We start from the raw sequence: 19,175 nt of genomic DNA on the forward strand, positions 1-19,175 counted from the left end.
TTTTTTCCAAGAAGAAATATCTCATTTTAGAATTAGAAAATGGTTTCAAAATTAGAAAGTGAGGTATTGAAAATGTTGGAAAGAATACAGTTAAATAATATGCAGTTAATGAGAATTAAGAGCCATCCAGTTAAAGTTAAGACAGAAGAAAAGTTTATTATTGTGGATGATTTAGAAAATGGAGAATTAAGGTTATATGAGCAGATTGGTGCTTCACTGAATGCCCTGCAATTATTAACAGGATATGGAGAGCCTGATAATGCTGTTCTTGTGGCAAAAATCATTATAAATGAGCTGTGGAAAGAAAAAGGGATATTTATACATAGGATTTTTTGTGAATATGGATATAAATACCTTGCAGAACCTATGGTATATCAGGTATTGGATTTTGCAGAATTTTATAATGATTATCAGGCAGTGGGAATTTCTGACAGAGAATATGAAACATGGTTTCCATACGCTAAGGAGGTATTAGGAGATTTCCAAAAATCAAACAGAATTTATGTGTATGATAAAAAATAAATTGTTGTCAGGAACAAGAAAGCAGAGGATTTTTCCTCTGCTTTCCCCTTCCTTCTTCTCTATCTTCTTCTATGTCTGGCAGTGTGTTTTTTCTCTTTGTAAAGGGATTTTTCTTTAAAAAATTCAAGCAATTCTTCTTTTCCCACTTTCATGTTATAAGTTTTTTGAAGGTTGGAGTTTCTTACTTTTTTTCCATCTTGATTGATAAAAACTATATATTTATGGGTGTCTTTCCAGACAACAGCATATCCTTTCTGTTCCATAGATTTGATAAAATCATCCTTTGATAAAGATTCTTTCATTGAGTTAAAAACTGCAACTGCTGTGTCTTGGACAAAAGATTTTACTTTTCCCTCTTGTGCTTTTTTAAGGAACTGGTATTTATCCATGTTATCTGTCACAAGCCCTTTTCTCTCTTGTCCATCAAAGGACTTCTTTTTTGCCAATTCACAAACTGAAAGTCCATGCTCTAAACATAGCTTATTGTTAAGTTTTTTCATATCTTCTAAGTCTTTCTTTGACATAGAGAATTTATGTCCATTAAGAAAACTCACACTATTAACAACAAAATGAGTATGTATGTGATGTTTGTCAACATGGGTAGAGTACACAACTTCAAAATCTGAAAAGAGGGGGCAGGATTCAGTAAATTCTTTTGCTATTTGATATGCCTGCTGTGCTGTGATTTTTTCATCTGGTGAAAAGGATTGGACAAAGTGCTTATAAGTTCTTCCCCCTGTTTTTCCATATAATTCCTTTGTCATATTCATTTCTGTAACTGCTGTGTCTATGGAGCAGTTAAAACCAGAACATAACTTTTTCCCTATGGTTTTTTCTTTTCTGGTTACATAATTGATAATGTGCTTTATGTCTGAATGTGAATTTTTGATTGCTTTAATAATTGCCATATTTTTTCCATCCCCTTTCTTACTTCTGAAATTTCTCCTTCAGTAACATTTCCTGTTTCATTACAATGTCTGGTTATCTGGTTTATGTTAATTCCAATTTTCTTTATATGGAATATCAGTGTTTGAAATTCTTTGATGTGTATAACTTCTTTTTCTAGTGCTGTTTTTAATAAAAATTGCTGTTGGGAAATTCCAGACTCTTTTACTTTTCCTTTTATGATTTCATATTCTTCTTCTGATAATCTGAATGTCATTTTCCTTGTTCTTTGAATCATAAATTATCACCACCCTTTTTGACTTGAATAATAGATTGTAACAATAAAATGAAATTTTATCTGACAGCAATAATTTAAAATTATAGCCAGAAAATTTGTGTGGCGGAGCCACACTGAAAAAGGGGGTCAAGGGGGAATCCCCACTTGCAAGTTCAAAAATGCGACAGCAATTTTGGAATCTTGCCATACAATCCATCCTGCACTGTTAAGGTTCAGAATTAAATTTGAAGGGAGAGAGTTGGAATGCACATTTAATTATGAAGGATGGATTGTGCAGCAATGAAGAAGGAATTTGCAGATACATTTTGTTAAAAATGTACTGCAATATTCTTTTGAATGGCTGCATGGTGGAGAAAAATCTATGATTAAAATGATTGAGGTTTGTGCTTCCCTTCCTGCTCTATTTTCACAAAAATATCATTTTTAATTGTGAAGGTAAAATGAAAGGATGTGAGAGAATGCACTTGAAAAATATCATCAACTTTTTAGGATTGTGGAGCTACCCTTTTGGGATTTCTTTATCTGGACTACTCTTGTATTTTATACAAACAATGAGAATGCAGGAGTTTACTCTTGACAGAGAAAACATAACAGGGATTGCCATAGGGGGACTGATTGCACCATTTTTTGTTATGTTATCTAATTTCTATGATTACCTTTCAAAAGGGAAAAAAGAGTTTACTCCAAACCTAACATTTAAGAAAAATGTTACTTCTATTTCAGATTCTAAAAAACAAGCAATGTATAGAAAAGTTGGGAAGGATGATAACCTTCTTAAAAAAAAGCCAGAGGGAATAATCTTAGGAAAACAAGGAAGAAAGTTTGTGTGCCTACCTGTTGGAAAGAAAGGTCAGAAAGATGGAGTTTCAGCAGTTGTGCTTGGAAGTCCTGGCTCTGGAAAGTCTGTGTTTCTAACAAATTTCTTACTTAACAATTTTATGAAAAAAGAACCAACTCCTGTTTTTTGCTTGGATATAAAGCCAGAGTTAGCAAGTAAAAGTGTGGATTTGAGTGAAAATAAAAATGTGAAGGTTGTTGATTTTACTGACAGGAGCAAAGCAGGATGGGATGTTTATTTTTCTTTGAATGAAGATACAACAGATGATGAAAAAATGAGGGTTTTTGATGGAATTTCCAGAGCCTTAATAACAAGTTCAAATCCTAAGGACAAGTTTTTTGTCAATAATGCAAGAACAATCTGTAAATTCTTACTATTATATTGGTTTAACAGGGGACTGGGATTCATTGATGGAATTACAAAAATCATATCAAAGGATGTAGGGGAGCATATAAAGGAAGTTCTGCAAGATAAAGAATATTGTCCAGAAGGAAGTCTGGTTTACAATGGATTGAAAAAATATGATGAAAAGGATAGTGAGGCCATGCAGGATATTGAATTGACTTTACAAGAGCATTTGAATATTTTCTTAAATTCTGATGTTAGGTATCAATTAAGGGATAATCCATTGAAAGCCAATCCAGAAGATTTGAATAATGGGAGTTCAATTTTTCTCTGTCTGCCTATGTACCTTTTGGATGAAAATGAGGATATTTTAAGGCTTATAACTTTTCAGATTATCCAAACACTTGAAAAAAGGGGTGAAGATTGGAGACAGCCTGTTGTTCTGATTTTGGATGAGTTAGCCAGACTAGGAAAATTGGAGAATCTTTTATCTTTTCTGGCAGTGAACAGAAGTCTTGGAGTATCTGTATTGATGGCTTATCAGGACATGTCACAAATTCAGAAAATATATAGCAGAGAAGAATCAAGAACTTTAATGAATTTATCAGAGATTACATATGTACTTTCCTGCAAAGATGGAGAAACAGCAAAAGAGCTGTCTAATTTAATAGGTGAATACAGAGAAGAAAAAATATCTCATAACAGGTCTTCCCTACTGCATTGTTCCAGTGGAAAAGAAAGCATTTCAAATGAGTACAGAAGAATCATGGAAGTATCAGATTTTCAAGATTTGAGGGACAAAAAGGAAGTCATTTTGATTTTGTATGGCAAGTTTTTCAGAATCAAACAGTTTAGATATTTTGAAGATTCAGCACTTCTAAAAAGGTATCATGAAATAGTCAGGGGAAACCAGGAATTAGAGACATGGTAATAAAAGTTATAAATGTTAGAGGGGGAATGTTTTATGAATTATGAAGAATTTAAGACAGAATTACAAGAAAAAATACAAGAGAGGTTTTTACAGAATATTGATTTTGTTTCAAACATGGTTACATTGACAAATGAAACTGTGGAAGGAATGGCATTGAAATTTGAAGGCAGTCAAGGGATGGATTTAACTATTTATCCTAACAGATTATATGAGAAATATAAAAGGGGAATTAGTGTTACAGAGATGGCTGAATATTTTTCAAAAGAGATTTCATATGCACTTGCACACAAGCCTGCAATGCCTGAAATTACAGTTGAAAATGCTGCAAGTTGTGTCAGATTTTCTTTAATAAACAAGGAGAGGAACAAAGAGCTGTTGGAGAAATGCCCTCACATTGATGTGTTTGACATGGCAGGAGTCATAAGGTGGCACATTTCAGAGAAAGAATCTTTCCTTGTTGATACAAATGTCATGCAGAAGTTACAGATGACAAGAGAAGAATTATTGATGATTGCAAAGAAGAATACAGAGAACCAGAAATTTATATGTGAAGAAATGACAGGGGTAATGAGGGAAATCATGCTAAAGAATGGAATTGAAAAAGAAGTTGTGGATGAAATTATCCCAATGCAACAGACTCCCTTCTATGTTGTCACAACAGAAAATTATTTTGATGGAAGTGTTGTTATGCTCTCTAATACTTTTTTGCAGAAAGTAGCTAATCAGTTAAATTGTGATGAACTCTATATCATTCCATCTAGCAGGCATGAAATCTTGGTGGCAAATCCCAATTTGCCATTAGATTCTCAAGCATTAAAGGATATTGTTATGGAAGTCCATGAGGGTTCACAGGCTTTGAAGGCAGAAGACTTTTTGAGCAACTCTGTTTATAAGTACAATGCAAAGAGCTTCACATTTTCTATATGTGACAGCAAGGGGTTATTTCAGGATAAAGGAACTAAAAAACACAATGCAAAGAGGGATTCAGGGAAGGGGAGGAAATTATGATGAATGTTATGTTGTATGAGCAAGTTAAAAGTTTATATTCAAATTATGTGGCAATAAAGCCAGTGCATACATGTAAGGGACTGACATATGGGGGAGGTGGGCAGAATGGAACAGCAGGAAAAGATAAAGGAAATCACAGAGAAATTGGAAAAGGGGATTGAGGATTTGTTTCAATCAGAAAATTATAAGAATTACCTTTTAACTATGAGCAAATTCACTTCATATTCTTTAAACAATACATTGCTTATTGCAATGCAAAAACCAGATGCCACCACTGTTGCAGGGTACACCACCTGGAAAAGCCTTGGCAGACAGGTGAAAAAGGGTGAAAAAGCAATTCAGATACTTGCACCAATCATTTATAAGAAAAAAAGGGAAGATGAGGGAAAAGAAGATGATAGAATTTCTGCCAGAAGGGACAAGCCATTGAGTGGGAAAACTGAAAAAATCCTTGTGGGATTTAAGATGGTGAATGTATTTGATATAAGTTCTACAGAGGGTGAGCCACTCCCAGAAATTGCACATAAGTTAGATGGGACTGTGGAAGGGTATGCAGATTTCATGAGGGCAATAAAAGAGATTTCTCCTGTGCCTGTTGAAATTAAGAAAATTGATGGTTCTGCCAATGGATATTATGACTTAAAAGAGAAATATATTGCTATAGATAGTGGCATGTCACAAACCATGCATTGCAAGACTGGAATACATGAGCTGGCACATGCTATTTTACATGATAGAGATATTGAAACAGAAAAGGATTCAAAGGTTGATATTGAAACTAAAGAGGTACAAGCAGAATCTGTTGCTTTTACAGTTTGTGAATACTTTGGCATAAATACTTCTGATTACTCCTTTGGCTATATCAGTGGTTGGAGTTCAGGAAAAGATTTGAAAGAATTAAAAGCAAGTATGGAAACTATTAGAAATACAGCACAAATAATTATTACTGGTATAAATGAGAAATTAGAAGGAATAAAAATGTCAAAGCAAAAAGGTATGGAAATCTCTGAAAACAAGCATACTGATTTTCTTAAACAGGATAAGCCTTTACATAAAAAATCCATGAGACATTGAAGGGGGAATAGTTATGATACAAAGAATTATGTATGCAATTTATCCAGAAAGTGAATATACTGTGCAGAAATTCATGGACAGGTTAAAAATTGCAGGAATTTATACAAATAGAATTAAATCATCTGATAAGTATGACTATTTTGAATCCTCATGGGATGACAAAGAAATCCCACTGTTAAGTGTGCAGAAAGGAAATTGCAGGAATGCAGGCGCAAAAATGAAACAGCTTGAATATAAGGGTAAGCCTGTTGCCTGTGGTTCTGTCTATCTCTTAAAGAAACAGAAAAATTTATCCAATGAAAAAATTGGAGAACTGTTTGAGGTATCAGAGTCTACCATATCCAGAAGGATAAAAAAGCATTCAGTAGATGGAAATTTTAATGAAAACAGCAAAACAATCTTTTGATAAAAGGCCCTGAATCAAAAGCCAATCCCTTTTATGACAGAAAATACATTGTTCATCTGTCTCATTTTTAATCTTCTTGACAAGAATTTTTATACGCTTTATAATGAAATTAATTAACAGAATTTGTTGATTAGCTTTCTAAGAAACTGAAAATTCACAAAGGAAATGTTGGGAGACGAAAGAGGATGAAAAAGAAAAGAATAAGAATGATGGTTGTATTAGTAGTGTTAGCAATATTGTTAATGCCTGTTACTGGCATGGAGACTCATGCTGCAACCCCAAAAAGCACCATCAAAGCTACAACAAAAGTAAAGAAACCAGGTCAGGTAAAAGGGCTGAAAAAAGTGAAAGAATCATGCAAGTGGGATGGCTACAGAAATATCAGCTATGTTAAAATAAAATTCAACAAGGTAAAAGGTGCTACAGGGTATCAGGTGCTGATTTATAAGACACATAGAGAACCTGGATATCAAACCCCATTACTTTATGCAAAAACCACTAAAAAAACAACTTACACCATCAACAACCTTGTGCCTGATTATAGATATACTGTAAAAATAAAGGCATACACAAAAGGGAAGAATGGGAAGATTGTTTATGGCAAGGTTAAAAGCATTAAGTTCAAGACTGGTGGAAGAAAGAAGGGGCAGTATTATACCTGTGGCTCTTGTTGTACAGGCATGCCTGGAAACATGAACAGAATCACTGAACATGGTGATGCTGTAGCCAAAATCCATAAAGAACTACATGCTGGTGGAACTTATTATTGGAAATAGAGCTTTCATGCACCTATTATGTGAAACAGGCTGAAAAGCAGTCCTTAGCTGAGAAGCTGAGGGCTGTTTTTCAGTGCTTGTGGATAATGTTGAAATGGTAATGGATACAAAGATATTGTTGACAATATTCACCATTGTATTAGAATTGATGTATAGGGACAGGGGAAGGGGGGAATTTATCTGTTTCAATTTGGCACAAAGATAGTGAAGGGAAATCACCTAGGCTGTTACTCCACCTGGAATATTCTGCAATAGGGAGCCTGTTGGCAGAACAAAGACAAAATAGAATCAGGGTGAAATTGTCAAGGGGAAAGAGGAAGATTTTTTCATTATCTTTTCAAATGAAAAAATACTCTCTGCCTTGATAATTGGGAAAAGAAGCATAATGTTAAGAAGAGGATGTGAATACATAGTTATTCATATCCTCTTAATTATGATTTTCTTTTAAATCCTATATGGGGTAAACATGATAAATATCCCTTACATTCTTCCTCTTCTCTTTTCCCTCCTTCTTCCCTTCAATTCTTTTTTGAAACAGGCTGTGTGTAGCAAGGGAGAGGATGGGAAATAAACTTTGCCTGAAAGGGGGAGTGTAGGAAAGTCCCAAGGAATTATCCTTAGGGACTTTTTGGTAAGTTTCTTTTGTAAAAAAGTCCCTGGAACCATTGAAAAATAAGGGTTTTTGATGGAATCCCAATGTGTCACTTTGAATAAAAATATCATATTGTTATTGTGGGTAATATGATGTTGCTTTTTTGTAATCATTCAAAGTTTCCAGTATTTCATGAATTTTAGCAATGTCATTGTTTTTATAAATGTCATTCTCAATGGAAATGCTCAACAAGGCTTTTAAAGCTCTTTGAGCATTTCTGTGTGGGTCTGGCAGTTTGTTAAAGGCACTGCAAACCTGTTCAATGTCAAGGATGTATGGAATCATTGCTGATTCTGACTTGTTCCTTATTTCCTGCATTACCTTGTGGTGCCATGTGTTTTTGTTTTTTGTGCGACAATCCACAATTAACCTTTTCAACTCCTTTTCTCTTGTGAGCTGCCAACTGTTGAACTTTTTCAATAAATTCTCATATATCTGTTGGTTGAAGTATTCAGCTAATTTTTCCTGGCTCAAATCTTTCCAGAAAGAGGACTCAAAGACAGACTTGATTTTCTTTCTGTTTTTCAGCTTTAATTCAATGCGCAGGATTTCAATGTCATTTTCTATTTCCATCCCCTCATTTTTTAACTGCTCTGCCTTGTCATAAAATATAATTTCTACTGATTTGTTACCTCTTATAAAGGATTCTTCATGGACTATTTTTTTATTCCTCATTTTATCATAAGTGTTCAACTTTCCCAGATGATTATGAAAAAATGACATAAACAACCTTAATACCCTGTTGTATTTGGAAAAGGCATTTCTCAAGAATATGTTTGTGTTAATCTCTATGTAATCAACTTTCATATAAGCATTATGTAAGACAATTCCATATTCAGAGTGTATGTATTCCAGAACCTGATGGATGTAAGTGTCATATTCTTCATAGGTCATGTTTTCCAGGTTGAATCCCTTGGCATTGGAAACACATATGCTTAAGTACACATATTCAATAGGCATGTTGTTTCCACTGTTAGCACACCCAATTAACAAATCAGAAAAGATTTCATTATCTTTGATAAGGATTTTAGAGATTCCTGCCCCTGATTCTGGCATATACCTCTTACAAGGTATGAAAGAGTTTGGGGATTGGACAATTTCCACTCTTTTTGCCATAGACTGAAGCTTAATCATGTCAATGTGTTCCACTGCAAAGCCTGAGAGTTTTATCTTATCAATTCCCACTCTTTTGATTGAATCCATCTCTAAATCACTGATATTCATAAATATCCCACCTTCCAGAAATTTTTTGTTTTCTGGAAAATGGGAGATTTTTCAGTTTTAGACAGATTTTTCTTTGCCTATATGAAAATTTTTCCTTCTTCTTTTCCTTCTTCCCTTTATCTTCCTGGTTCTTTTGAGTGTAATGGGTAAATTGAATGTATTGATTAAATAGGGATTACTTAACACTTAGAGTTGGTTTTATATGAGTTTCAAGAGAACTTTATTATCAGTTGACTTTTTATATTTTGGGACTATACAATAGAAACATAGTTGTTAGAAAATTATTGTTTAGGTGGTGATAGGGAAATGTGTAAGATTACTAAGAACATGATTAAATGTAATTTATGTGGGGATATTATAATCTCAACTTATAGGCATGATTTTGTAAGCTGCAAATGTGGTTGTTGTAGTGTAGATGGTGGGAATGATTATTTGAAAAGGAGTTTTACCAATACCAAGGATGATTTTACAGAGTTAAGTGAAGTTGAAAAATAATTGAAAAAATTTGACTTATGTTCAGTGTTGTGATGGCAATGGCAGAGTCGGCAGGTTGATCGCATTAAAAGAGTGTCTGCGCTTCGGGCTTATTCCGTTTATCATTGAGGATGACAAAAAAATGTATTATTATCGGGGGCTCTCTGAATGGGAACGGGAGAAAGGCTATCTGACAGATACCTGTCTGGATGGACAGGATACCTTCAGAAAACTGATGTCCATGTTCGATATATAGTCATAAAACCCTCTTTAGAAAATTTCCTGATGTTAGAATTTTCTCCCTGTCTGCGTTTCCTCATGGACTAACCAATGGAGAACTGAAATTTGGCATAAAGAAAAGATTCTGCAGGATTTAGAGCAGGTTTTACCAAAGGAACATTTGGATAGAATATGGGAAATGCTTTGGAAGAGGTGGAAAAAATATGTTGAAATTTGCAATTAAAAATGCTTATTATGGTGGAAAAACAATAGGTTATCTGTATTATGATGAACAAAAGAAAGAGTATGAAATTGAAATACCGGAAACGGTAAAAAGCCATGAAGCACCATTTATTATATCAGATTTTATCAGGAAGAATCAGCGCAGGATAGGGAAAGAGTGGAGTTATCGGTGGGTATGTCAAAGGGTCACGCCGCCGGAACGCCAGAACATAGGGCAGATTTTGAAAGTAAATCATATGACAGAATATGATGAGTTTCAGTTTCTGGTAAAAAATGAGGGACGGAGCTGTCAGGATGAGTGTTATATTGTAAAAGAAGAAATGATGGACGATGTGGTGAGAGGCAAGGTATGAAAGTAAAATTAGGTCAGGCATTTGAACTTCAAATGGGGAAAACACCGTCACGTAATAATGCGTTGTACTGGAATGGAACGAATAAATGGATATCAATTGCAGATTTGGGAAATGCAGAAAAATATATATCAGAGACAAAAGAGAGTATTACAGAAAGTGCGCTGTCAGAAACAGGCATTAAAGTTGTTCCTGAGGGAACGGTTATAATGAGTTTTAATTATCTATTGGTAAAGTTGGAATAACCTCAGAACCTATGTATACGAATGAAGCTATCATGGCGTTTATTGATAGGGGAATTTATGAAATAAATAAAGATTATTTGTACTATCTTTTGGCAGGGACAGATTGGAGTATTGGTACAAATAAAGCAGTGATGGGACTTACCCTTAATAAATCGACATTAAGTGAAAAAGAAATTCCATTGCCGGATATCAGAATCCAAAGAGCAATAGATCAGAAACCGGATTGTCTGGAGAAAGCAATATCAGAGCGAAAAAAGCAGCTTGGAAAGTTAGATGAACTTGTCAAATCAAAATTGGCAGTAAAGAAGAGCCTTGAAAAACTGGAGACACTGAAAAAAGCATTAATGCAGCAGTATTTTGGGCAGGAGCAATGAAATATGGAAAAGACAATTATTTACCATGGAAGTTCTCAAATTGTAGAGATGCCGGAAATCAGAGTGACGAAGTATAATAAGAATTTCTATTTTGGATTTTATTGCACTGTAATGGAAAAACAGGCAAAACGCTGGGCCACAAGATTTGGCGAGTCAGGCTATATCAGCGTTTTTGAGTATACGCCCAACCCCAAATTAAAGGTGCTTACATTTGAGAAAATGACAGAAGAATGGCTGGATTTTATTGCAGCCTGCAGAACTGGAACCGGGCATGATTACGATATTGTAGAAGGGCCGATGGCAGACGACACAATTTATAATTATGTACAGGGGTTTATTGATGGAAAATACTCAAGAGCTGCATTTTGGGAGCTGGCTAAATTTAAGTATCCAACACACCAAATCAGTTTTCATACGGCAAGAGCACTGACCACATTAAAATTTTCAAAAGGAGTGCAGGTATATGAAGAATGATAATAATTTGTTTTATGTGTGCAGTCTGATTGAATATATTGCAAGAAAAACACGTAATAACAGATGGGATATTGTGAATTCTTTGGGCAGAGATTTGCAGCGTATTTATGATTATGCGGATATTTTTCATTGTGAGCCAATCGAAAAGGTTGCAGATGATTTTATACAAAAAGATGAGATTGCCAACGGGAATTACGATAATTTATCAAATTGTCAGTATTCTGTTCCGGATTACTGGGATATCGGAGAAGTTTTTGCCCGTCTGGTGGAAGACTGCTATGAGGAGGCAAATGTAATAACCGGAATCAGAGAAGTCTACGAATCCTGGCTTACAGAAAGAATTTTGAATTTTAACTCCGATTTATATTATCAGCCACGGGATTATATTGCAGCCTGCTATAAAGAAGGAAAAATACTTTCCGCATAGATGAAAGGTTCTGAATGGTGTAGAATGTTTTTACGCGAGGGCTAAGATACATTTGAAAAATTACCTGGATTCAGGAAATGATGATAATCCGGCTTTGTTTGTATCGTTGCTAAAGCCATACAAGAGGCTGGAGATAAGCGGCGTGGAAATACGTTTGCGTGAGCTGGGGAAGAAGCCGGAGATATCCAGAGTATATCCACATAAATTCCGAAAGACTCTGGCAACAAAATCATTGCGTGATTTCAAAAGATATCAAAATTTTCATATCATATGCAGCAAAATGCAATAAGAAACGAATCGGAGGACAGAAATGAGAACAGTTACCCTGTACATTGCAATGAGCCTTGACGGATATATTGCAGACCGACGTGGAAGTGTGAACTGGCTTCATGGACATGGCAGCGATGAGGAAAATACAGATACGTATTCGGATTTTGTGAAAGACATGGATACCGTTGTTATGGGATGGAACACTTATCACCAGGTTGCAACAGATTTATTATATCTCTGTGATACCTGTAATTTCGGGCTTTGGCATTCGCCTGTTTGGGGAACTTTCCAGTGAAATAAAGCTCCGGCTGGTTCATACACAGACTTATAATGGAATCACAGAACTGGTTTATGTGTGCAGATAAGGAAATGCAGAGAATGTACAGGAGGATACCTATATGAATGAACAGCAGAAAGCAGCCGCAGAAGTAATGGAAGAATGGCTTTCCCATCCCGAAGAGCTTGGGAAAAAGCCTGCAAAGCTGGAGATTGCCGGGGAATTTGACCTGCATGATCTCCATTATTATATTTTCAGGTTTAAAAAATCAAAACTGGGTTCCTGGAAAGTGGCAGTCTGCGGAGGCTATGACGGAGAAGGCCTGGGCCATTGCGGGCATATTTACAGTGAAATGGAACAGTATGACCCTGCCACAGCACAGGAAAAATGCGTGGCCATGGTAGAAAAAATCCGTCAATACTGGATGGATCGGGCAAAAGAGGAGGAAGAAAATCAGGACACAGAGCGCAGGGCCGGAGATTTTCTGGGGTTTGTCCTGCTGTCCGCGCCGGAATTTGATGTGGAAAACTTCCGTTTCGTGTTAAAAGAGGACTGGGGACTGGAATGCCCGGAGGAACCGGAACATCCGGAAAGTAAACAGGATGCCATTGTATTTGAGATAGATGACATGATGGTAACGGTGGGGCTTATGGATATGCCCGTTCCGGACGGGGAGGCGGAGTACTGGGCTAACAGCAATTTTATGACCAGAGAAAAATCCGTTGCCGCAGCGAAGAATCACAAAGCCCACTTACTGGTGGCTGTACTGGGCGGTGAATCAAAGCCCCGGAAAGCGGGAGAGCTGTTTGTGAAAATTGCCTGCGCCTGTCTGAAAGCGCCCAATGCCCTTGGAATCTATGACTGCGGAACCGTATGGCTGCCGGAACATTTTAACCAGATGGCCCTGATAATGAAAGAGGGAGAACTGCCTCTGGGAAATCTGGTATTTGTGGGACTGTATCAGGATGAACAGGGAGTCAGCAGCTGGACCAGCGGTTTGAACTCCTTTGGAAAAGATGAGCTGGAAGTGGTGGAAAGCAGCCGGCCGGCCTCTGAAGTTTATGATTTCATGCTGGATATTTCCGCTTATATTCTGGAGGAAGGAGCCGTTTTACGGGATGGAGAAACCATTGGATTTTCCCCGGAGCAGAAGCTGTCCCTGACACGCTCAGAAGGCGTTTATGTGAAGGGAAAGACCATAAAAATAGGGTTCTGATATCGTTGCTTCTGAAACTGATCTGTAAAATGAACGAGAATCTGCGAAGGAGAACACAGATAAAATGAAAGATAAAAGCAGGAAACATCACAGAAATAAAAAGAAGATTGCACTGATTGCAGCAGGGTGCGTGCTGGCTGTATTTTTTCTTGTTCTGATGCCCGCTATGACTGTTATGGTTTATCAGGATAATTTTGGAGAAAGATTTGAGACTGCCCAATGGATGGCTTATTCCGTCAATGAATTTGAGGGACTGGAAGTCACAGAATGTACATTTCCTTCCAGTCACGGACAGCTTCTGGCAGGATATCAGTATGCAAAAGAAAATCAGGACGTGAAAGGCGTGATTGTACTGGCTCATGGTCTTGGAGGCGGCGGACACAACACCTATATGGACGTTGCCGATTATTTTACTTCTAACGGGTATCTTGTCTTTGCTTATGACGGAACCGGAAATGATAAAAGCGAAGGCGATTCTGTGGAAGGTCTTCCCCAGGGAATTATAGATTTGGATTATGCTTTGCGCTATGTAAAGGAAGCGGACGCATATCAGGGGCTGCCCATTGCATTGTCTGGTCACAGCTGGGGAGGTTATTCCGCAGGCTGCGTGCTGAACTGCCATCCGGATGTGAAAGCGGCAGTGCTTGTGGCCGGATTTGACTGTTCTGCCGATTTATTTGAGCAGCAGGGGGAAACCATGGCAGGCCCTGTCATCAAATTCTTTATGCCCTATGTCTCTTTGTATGAGCGGCTGAAATTTGGAAAATACGCTGCTTACAGCGCAATGGATGGATTTGCGGCCTCCGACGCCGGGATTATGGTGCTTCACAGTAAAGATGATACCACGGTCCTGCCGGAAAACGGCTATGATAAATTTTACCGTACATATGGTGATGATTCACGGTTTTGTTTTGTAGAATACGAGGACAGAGGGCACGACAGCGTATATTATTCGGACGGGGCGCGGCGTTATAAAGAGCAGTTAAACAAAGATTATAAATCTTATGTGGAAGCCCATGGCGGTGAATACAATGCCGAAATAAAGGCGGAATTTATGGAAAAAAATCTGGATAAAAGCAAATGCTATGAATTTGATTCTGCGTTAATGCAGCGGATTCTGGATTTTTATGATGCGTACATGAGCAGACAGTGATGAAACATAACAGTTCCGCCGAAAGCTGAACTGTTACGATGAAACAAAGGATAAGGGGGATTTCCGATGTCAAATTTTAAATTTCTGGAAACCAGGCAGGAATATCTTATGTTTGCCCCTGCGGCAATAGAAGCGGAGAAAGTATACCGTACCTCTCCGGCCATGTGTGCCGCAGGCTGCCGCAAAGCCCTGGAGCTTGCGGTAAAATGGGTGTATTCTGCTGATAAATCCATTCAGATGCCATACAGGGACAACCTGCAGTCTCTGATTCATGAACCAACGTTTCGGTTTGCGCTGGATTCGAATACATGGGGAAAACTGCGTTATATTATTAAACTTGGAAATCTGGCGGTACATACGGAAAAAAGTGTGCGGGCCAGCGACGCGGTGATGTCCATGCGGGGCCTGTTTGAATTTATCCAGTGGATTGATTACTGTTATGGCGCGGATTATACGGAACGTAAATTTGAGGAAGCCAGAATCCCCAGAGAGAAAGTCGTGGTAAATACCAGGAAGATTAAAGAACAGGAATCCCTTCTGGAAGAAAAAGACGCTGAAATCGAAAAACTCCGCAAACAGGTGGAACAGATGGCAGAACGCCTTACTGCTCAAAAAGAAATGCACAGACAGGAACGTACCTTTGTTGCGGAAGATATTACCGAATGGGAGACCAGAAAGAAATTTATTGATGTGGATCTGGAAGAACTCGGATGGAAATTTACTGGAGAAGACGCTGATGTGTGGGAGGAATATCAGGTAAATGATATGACGGGCGTGCTGGGACAGAAAGGCTATGTGGATTATGTACTGTTTGGAAAAGACGGGCTGCCCCTGGCCCTGGTGGAGGCAAAACGGACGGGCGCAGATCCCAATGCGGGAAGAAGGCAGGCCATGTTGTATGCAGACTGCCTGGAACGGAAATTCGGCAGACGCCCCATGATGTTTACCAGCAATGGGTTTGAAACTTATTTCTGGGATGATTTATCCAGCCCCCAGCGAAGTGTCAGCGGAATGTTCAGCAAAGGTGATTTGCAGAAGCTGATGAACCGCAGAACCGAGAAAAAAGACCTGCTGTCAGTTCCCGTTGATGACAGAATTACAGACCGTTACTACCAGAAAGAAGCCATTCGTGCCGTATGTGAAAATGTTATGCAGGGCCATCGGAAAAATCTCCTGGTTATGGCCACAGGAACCGGGAAGACCAGAACGGCCGCAAGTCTGACCGATGTATTCAGCCGGGCGGGACAGGCAACGAATATTCTGTTTCTGGCGGACCGGCTGGCGCTGGTAAAACAGGCGAAGGATGATTTTAAAAATTACTTGCCGGATATGTCCCTCTGTAATCTGTGTACCGGAAAAGACGATAAAAATGCCAGAATTGTGTTTTCCACCTATCCCACCATGCTGAATGCCATTGATTCTGTGAAAAATGAAGAAGGAAACAGATTTTATACCCCAACCCATTTTGATTTAATCATCATTGATGAAAGCCACAGAAGCATTTTCAAAAAATACAGGGCAATTTTCGAATATTTTGACGCAATCCTGGTGGGGCTTACCGCAACGCCCAAAACGGATGTGGACCGGAATACTTATGATTTTTTTGAAATGGAACATGGCGTTCCCACTTACGCTTATGATTATGAAACTGCGGTGGAACAGGATCATGTACTGGTTCCGTATTACACATATATCGTAAAAACAGAATTTTTAAATGACGGCATTACCTATGAAAAACTGTCTGCGGCAGACCGGGAAAGGTATGAGGAGGATTTTGAGGAAGAGGATGGAGCCATGCCGGATTTTATACCGTCGGAAGCACTGAACCGTTTTGTATTTAATGAGCTTACGGTAGAACGCGTGCTGCAGGATTTGATGGAACGGGGCATTAAAACAGCAGGCGGGGACAGAATCGGGAAGACTATTATATTTGCTCAGAATAAGAAACATGCCGAATTTATCCTGAAGTGTTTCAATAAGCTATATCCGAAATATCGCGGCACCTTTGCTCAGAGGGTTCTCTGTGACGACGCTTATGCTCAGACTGTGATAGATGATTTTAAAAAGCCTCAGGGGGAGCCTCATATTGCAATCTCTGTGGATATGATGGATACGGGAATTGATGTGCCGGAGTGTGTGAACCTGGTATTTTTTAAGAAAGTACGCTCCAAAACCAAATTCTGGCAGATGATTGGCCGGGGAACCAGGCTGGCGGAGGATTTAATCTGTGTGGATCAGATTGACGGAGAGTATACGGGAAAAAGAAGATTTATTATTTTTGATTATTGCAACAATTTTGAATTTTTCGGTACAAAGCCGAGGGGATATGAGGGCAGAGAGGCCAAATCCCTGTCGGAAATGATATATGGGAAAAGAATCCGGCTGATTACCGCTTTTCAGGAAAAATGTTTTTCGGAGGAGGCATATCGAAACTGGAGAAATGAGCTGGTGGAAATCTGCTGTAAACAGGCAGGTGAGCTGAATGACGGGCTGATATCTGTAAAACTGAAAAGAAAATATGTGGAAAAATACAGAAACAAAGAAATATTTCAGTGCCTGAATGAAACGGACGAAGGGGAGCTGCTTCGGGAAATTGCCCCCATTGTCACCATGGAAGATAAGGATGAGATGGCAAAAAGATTCGATAATTTCATGTATGGAATGGTACTGGCAAAACTGGGAAAGGCTTCCGGATTTCAGCGAGGGAAAAAACAGTTGTGTGAAATTGCAGAGGAATTGGAAAAAAAGGCAAATATTCCTCAGATTGAAGCAGAGTTAAAACTGATAGGAGAGATAAATACAGAGAATTTCTGGAAAGATACGGATGCCCTCCGGCTGGAGCATGTAAGAAGCAAATTACGGGGACTTATGAAATTTCTGGCGGAAGACTCTTCCAGGAAGTCGATTATGACAAGACTTCAGGATCCGGTTTTGGAGGAAAAAGAAGGGGTTCAGTTAGGTGCCGCTTATGATTTTGAAAATTACCGCAGAAAAGTAAACCGCTATGTGGAGGAACACAGGGATTCTCTGGCAATTTATAAACTGTTCCACAATAAGCAGCTGACAGAAGAAGACTATCGGGAGCTGGAGCGGGTGCTGACAGAAGAACTGGGAAGCAGGGAAGATTACCAGCGGGAATTTGGAGATATTCCCTTCGGACTTCTGGTGAGGAAAATTGCGAAACTGGACCATGAAGCTGCCATGACAGCATTTTCAGCATTTATCAATGATGAATCTCTGAATCAGAGGCAGATACAGTTCGTTTACAAGATTATCAACCATATGGAGCAGAACGGGTACATGGAAAATATTATGGATTTGCAGAAACCGCCCTTTGACAAGCCTGTGCCTTTTATTAAAATGTTTGACGCAAAAACAAGGGCTTCTCTGATAGCGGCAATTAATGATATCAGGGAACATGCAGTTCCCGTTATGGCGTAATTCAGGAGGAAAAATGAAAAAAATCTTACTAACCGGAGCCTCCGGTTTTCTTGGAAGCAGAATTGCCTCATTCTACGCACAAAAATATGAAATATATACACCAGCTCACGCGGAACTGGATATCACAGACGAAGGAAGCGTCAGGCGCATGGCTGAAACTTACCGGCCGGATGTGGTGATTCACTGCGCCGCTGTCTCGGACGTGGGCCAGTGTGAAAAAGAGCCGGAACGTTCCTGGAAAATCAATGTGAACGGAAGTATAAACCTCGCAAAAGCAGCCGGGGACGTACAGGCAAAATGCATGATCTGCAGTTCGGACCAGGTGTATTTCGGCAGCAGCTTTTCCGGAGCTCACCGGGAGGAGGAAGCACTCAGTCCCTGTAATTTGTACGGGCAGGAGAAGCTAAGGGCAGAACAGGAATGCCTCCGTGCAAATCCGGACTGCGTGCTACTGCGTCTGTCCTGGATGTACGATGTGAAAACGGGAAAAGAAGGGGAACACAGTGATTTTTTCCGGACACTGATTTCTCAGATTGCAGGTGAAGAAGCCATAAAATTGCCGGTATGGGACAGACGGGGCATTACGGATGTAAATGAAGTGGCAAAACATCTGGAAAAAGCATTTGAACTTCCGGGAGGTGTGTACAATTTTGGCTCGCCCAATGAGAAAAGTACTTATGAGACAGTGCGTGGGGTGTTTGAAAATCTGGGACTGAATACGGACAGGCTGCAGAAAAATGAAGAAGCCTTCCGCGGGAATCCCAGGAATCTTACCATGTGTCAGGAGAAAATAAACAGTCAGGGCATATTTTTTTCTGATACGGCAGATAGTCTGGCCAGGCAACTGGCCGGTCTGGACATAACCTGATATTGTCCGGAAATATCCCGGCATAAGCAGGTTTTGGTGATAAAACAGAAATTTTTGGTGAAAAAGCAGTGAATAATAGTAAAATAGCACTATATTTGCACAATGGTGAAAATTAGATAACGGTAAAATTAACAAATAATCTCCAATTCCATTGACTTATATTGGGAAAACTGTATAATAGAAGT

General features: G+C 38.6%; 19 protein-coding genes and 3 pseudogenes. 19 read left to right on the plus strand and 3 right to left on the minus strand.

What is annotated here, in order from left to right:
* Positions 1-72: 72 nt before the first annotated feature.
* The gene (locus VSQ32_00165) at positions 73-522 is read left to right on the plus strand and encodes a hypothetical protein (protein ID MEH2941311.1); all 450 of its coding nucleotides are present in this window, start codon (positions 73-75) and stop codon (positions 520-522) included.
* A 59-nt stretch (positions 523-581) separates the two neighbouring features.
* On the opposite strand, the gene VSQ32_00170 is transcribed toward VSQ32_00165, so the two are convergent.
* Both VSQ32_00170 and mobC read right to left on the minus strand, forming a co-directional pair.
* Positions 582-1,430: a relaxase/mobilization nuclease domain-containing protein gene (locus VSQ32_00170; GenBank protein ID MEH2941312.1), complete on the minus strand. Its 849-nt coding sequence runs from the start codon at positions 1,428-1,430 to the stop codon at positions 582-584.
* Entirely contained in the window at positions 1,388-1,705 is a 318-nt protein-coding gene (mobC, locus tag VSQ32_00175; GenBank protein MEH2941313.1) for a plasmid mobilization relaxosome protein MobC, read from the minus strand. The genes VSQ32_00170 and mobC overlap by 43 nt, the downstream gene beginning before the upstream one ends.
* Positions 1,706-2,145: 440 nt before the next feature.
* On the opposite strand from mobC, the gene VSQ32_00180 reads away from it, so the two are divergent.
* From VSQ32_00180 to VSQ32_00205, 6 genes are all read left to right on the plus strand, one after another.
* Complete coding sequence (locus VSQ32_00180; GenBank protein ID MEH2941314.1) at positions 2,146-3,819, plus strand: type IV secretory system conjugative DNA transfer family protein; 1,674 nt, start codon at positions 2,146-2,148, stop codon at positions 3,817-3,819.
* A gap of 33 nt (positions 3,820-3,852) precedes the next feature.
* Positions 3,853-4,827 carry a DUF5688 family protein gene (locus VSQ32_00185; GenBank protein ID MEH2941315.1) on the plus strand — a complete coding sequence of 325 codons (975 nt, stop codon included), beginning with the start codon at positions 3,853-3,855 and terminating at the stop codon, positions 4,825-4,827.
* Positions 4,824-4,988 carry a hypothetical protein gene (locus tag VSQ32_00190; GenBank protein ID MEH2941316.1) on the plus strand — a complete coding sequence of 55 codons (165 nt, stop codon included), beginning with the start codon at positions 4,824-4,826 and terminating at the stop codon, positions 4,986-4,988. The genes VSQ32_00185 and VSQ32_00190 overlap by 4 nt, the downstream gene beginning before the upstream one ends.
* The gene (locus VSQ32_00195; GenBank protein ID MEH2941317.1) at positions 4,933-5,901 is read left to right on the plus strand and encodes an ArdC-like ssDNA-binding domain-containing protein; all 969 of its coding nucleotides are present in this window, start codon (positions 4,933-4,935) and stop codon (positions 5,899-5,901) included. Before VSQ32_00190 ends, VSQ32_00195 begins: the two co-directional genes overlap by 56 nt.
* A gap of 13 nt (positions 5,902-5,914) precedes the next feature.
* Positions 5,915-6,307 (plus strand): HTH domain-containing protein, encoded by a 393-nt coding sequence (locus VSQ32_00200; GenBank protein MEH2941318.1) that lies wholly within the window; start codon positions 5,915-5,917, stop codon positions 6,305-6,307.
* Between the two features lie 185 nt (positions 6,308-6,492).
* Positions 6,493-7,083 carry a hypothetical protein gene (locus VSQ32_00205; protein MEH2941319.1) on the plus strand — a complete coding sequence of 197 codons (591 nt, stop codon included), beginning with the start codon at positions 6,493-6,495 and terminating at the stop codon, positions 7,081-7,083.
* Positions 7,084-7,810: 727 nt separating this feature from the next.
* Here VSQ32_00205 and VSQ32_00210 read toward each other — a convergent pair.
* The gene (locus tag VSQ32_00210) at positions 7,811-8,959 is read right to left on the minus strand and encodes a hypothetical protein (GenBank protein MEH2941320.1); all 1,149 of its coding nucleotides are present in this window, start codon (positions 8,957-8,959) and stop codon (positions 7,811-7,813) included.
* 526 nt (positions 8,960-9,485) lie between these two features.
* On the opposite strand from VSQ32_00210, the pseudogene VSQ32_00215 reads away from it, so the two are divergent.
* From VSQ32_00215 to VSQ32_00270, 12 genes and pseudogenes are all read left to right on the plus strand, one after another.
* A pseudogene (locus VSQ32_00215) lies at positions 9,486-9,689 on the plus strand (cell filamentation protein Fic).
* Between the two features lie 187 nt (positions 9,690-9,876).
* On the plus strand, positions 9,877-10,248 hold the full coding sequence (locus VSQ32_00220; protein MEH2941321.1) for a hypothetical protein: 372 nt from the start codon (positions 9,877-9,879) through the stop codon (positions 10,246-10,248).
* Entirely contained in the window at positions 10,245-10,490 is a 246-nt protein-coding gene (locus tag VSQ32_00225) for a restriction endonuclease subunit S (GenBank protein MEH2941322.1), read from the plus strand. Before VSQ32_00220 ends, VSQ32_00225 begins: the two co-directional genes overlap by 4 nt.
* 32 nt (positions 10,491-10,522) lie before the next feature.
* Positions 10,523-10,864 carry a hypothetical protein gene (locus VSQ32_00230; protein MEH2941323.1) on the plus strand — a complete coding sequence of 114 codons (342 nt, stop codon included), beginning with the start codon at positions 10,523-10,525 and terminating at the stop codon, positions 10,862-10,864.
* Between the two features lie 3 nt (positions 10,865-10,867).
* A complete protein-coding gene (locus VSQ32_00235) occupies positions 10,868-11,338 on the plus strand; it encodes a DUF3990 domain-containing protein (GenBank protein ID MEH2941324.1) in 471 nt (156 codons plus the stop codon).
* A complete protein-coding gene (locus VSQ32_00240; GenBank protein ID MEH2941325.1) occupies positions 11,328-11,765 on the plus strand; it encodes a hypothetical protein in 438 nt (145 codons plus the stop codon). The genes VSQ32_00235 and VSQ32_00240 overlap by 11 nt, the downstream gene beginning before the upstream one ends.
* Before the next feature lie 28 nt (positions 11,766-11,793).
* Positions 11,794-12,000: pseudogene (locus VSQ32_00245) on the plus strand (integrase).
* A gap of 75 nt (positions 12,001-12,075) precedes the next feature.
* Positions 12,076-12,400: pseudogene (locus VSQ32_00250) on the plus strand (dihydrofolate reductase family protein).
* A gap of 33 nt (positions 12,401-12,433) precedes the next feature.
* The gene (locus tag VSQ32_00255; GenBank protein ID MEH2941326.1) at positions 12,434-13,528 is read left to right on the plus strand and encodes a DUF4261 domain-containing protein; all 1,095 of its coding nucleotides are present in this window, start codon (positions 12,434-12,436) and stop codon (positions 13,526-13,528) included.
* A 64-nt stretch (positions 13,529-13,592) separates the two neighbouring features.
* Entirely contained in the window at positions 13,593-14,681 is a 1,089-nt protein-coding gene (locus tag VSQ32_00260; GenBank protein MEH2941327.1) for an alpha/beta fold hydrolase, read from the plus strand.
* Between the two features lie 66 nt (positions 14,682-14,747).
* Positions 14,748-18,122, plus strand: coding sequence for a DEAD/DEAH box helicase family protein (locus VSQ32_00265; GenBank protein ID MEH2941328.1), 3,375 nt, complete (start codon positions 14,748-14,750; stop codon positions 18,120-18,122).
* Positions 18,123-18,135: 13 nt separating this feature from the next.
* The gene (locus VSQ32_00270) at positions 18,136-18,990 is read left to right on the plus strand and encodes a sugar nucleotide-binding protein (GenBank protein ID MEH2941329.1); all 855 of its coding nucleotides are present in this window, start codon (positions 18,136-18,138) and stop codon (positions 18,988-18,990) included.
* Positions 18,991-19,175: the final 185 nt, after the last annotated feature.

It is taken from the genome of Lachnospiraceae bacterium JLR.KK002, assembly GCA_036941025.1.
GTDB lineage: Bacteria > Bacillota > Clostridia > Lachnospirales > Lachnospiraceae > Petralouisia.

Coding starts and splice junctions, on each gene's coding strand:
- VSQ32_00165 (MEH2941311.1), top strand. CDS start 73: ATGTTGGAAAGAATACAGTTAAATAATATGCAGTTAATGAGAATTAAG.
- VSQ32_00170 (MEH2941312.1), bottom strand. CDS start 1,430: ATGGCAATTATTAAAGCAATCAAAAATTCACATTCAGACATAAAGCAC.
- mobC (MEH2941313.1), bottom strand. CDS start 1,705: ATGATTCAAAGAACAAGGAAAATGACATTCAGATTATCAGAAGAAGAA.
- VSQ32_00180 (MEH2941314.1), top strand. CDS start 2,146: ATGAAAGGATGTGAGAGAATGCACTTGAAAAATATCATCAACTTTTTA.
- VSQ32_00185 (MEH2941315.1), top strand. CDS start 3,853: ATGAATTATGAAGAATTTAAGACAGAATTACAAGAAAAAATACAAGAG.
- VSQ32_00190 (MEH2941316.1), top strand. CDS start 4,824: ATGATGAATGTTATGTTGTATGAGCAAGTTAAAAGTTTATATTCAAAT.
- VSQ32_00195 (MEH2941317.1), top strand. CDS start 4,933: ATGGAACAGCAGGAAAAGATAAAGGAAATCACAGAGAAATTGGAAAAG.
- VSQ32_00200 (MEH2941318.1), top strand. CDS start 5,915: ATGATACAAAGAATTATGTATGCAATTTATCCAGAAAGTGAATATACT.
- VSQ32_00205 (MEH2941319.1), top strand. CDS start 6,493: ATGAAAAAGAAAAGAATAAGAATGATGGTTGTATTAGTAGTGTTAGCA.
- VSQ32_00210 (MEH2941320.1), bottom strand. CDS start 8,959: ATGAATATCAGTGATTTAGAGATGGATTCAATCAAAAGAGTGGGAATT.
- VSQ32_00220 (MEH2941321.1), top strand. CDS start 9,877: ATGTTGAAATTTGCAATTAAAAATGCTTATTATGGTGGAAAAACAATA.
- VSQ32_00225 (MEH2941322.1), top strand. CDS start 10,245: ATGAAAGTAAAATTAGGTCAGGCATTTGAACTTCAAATGGGGAAAACA.
- VSQ32_00230 (MEH2941323.1), top strand. CDS start 10,523: ATGGCGTTTATTGATAGGGGAATTTATGAAATAAATAAAGATTATTTG.
- VSQ32_00235 (MEH2941324.1), top strand. CDS start 10,868: ATGGAAAAGACAATTATTTACCATGGAAGTTCTCAAATTGTAGAGATG.
- VSQ32_00240 (MEH2941325.1), top strand. CDS start 11,328: ATGAAGAATGATAATAATTTGTTTTATGTGTGCAGTCTGATTGAATAT.
- VSQ32_00255 (MEH2941326.1), top strand. CDS start 12,434: ATGAATGAACAGCAGAAAGCAGCCGCAGAAGTAATGGAAGAATGGCTT.
- VSQ32_00260 (MEH2941327.1), top strand. CDS start 13,593: ATGAAAGATAAAAGCAGGAAACATCACAGAAATAAAAAGAAGATTGCA.
- VSQ32_00265 (MEH2941328.1), top strand. CDS start 14,748: ATGTCAAATTTTAAATTTCTGGAAACCAGGCAGGAATATCTTATGTTT.
- VSQ32_00270 (MEH2941329.1), top strand. CDS start 18,136: ATGAAAAAAATCTTACTAACCGGAGCCTCCGGTTTTCTTGGAAGCAGA.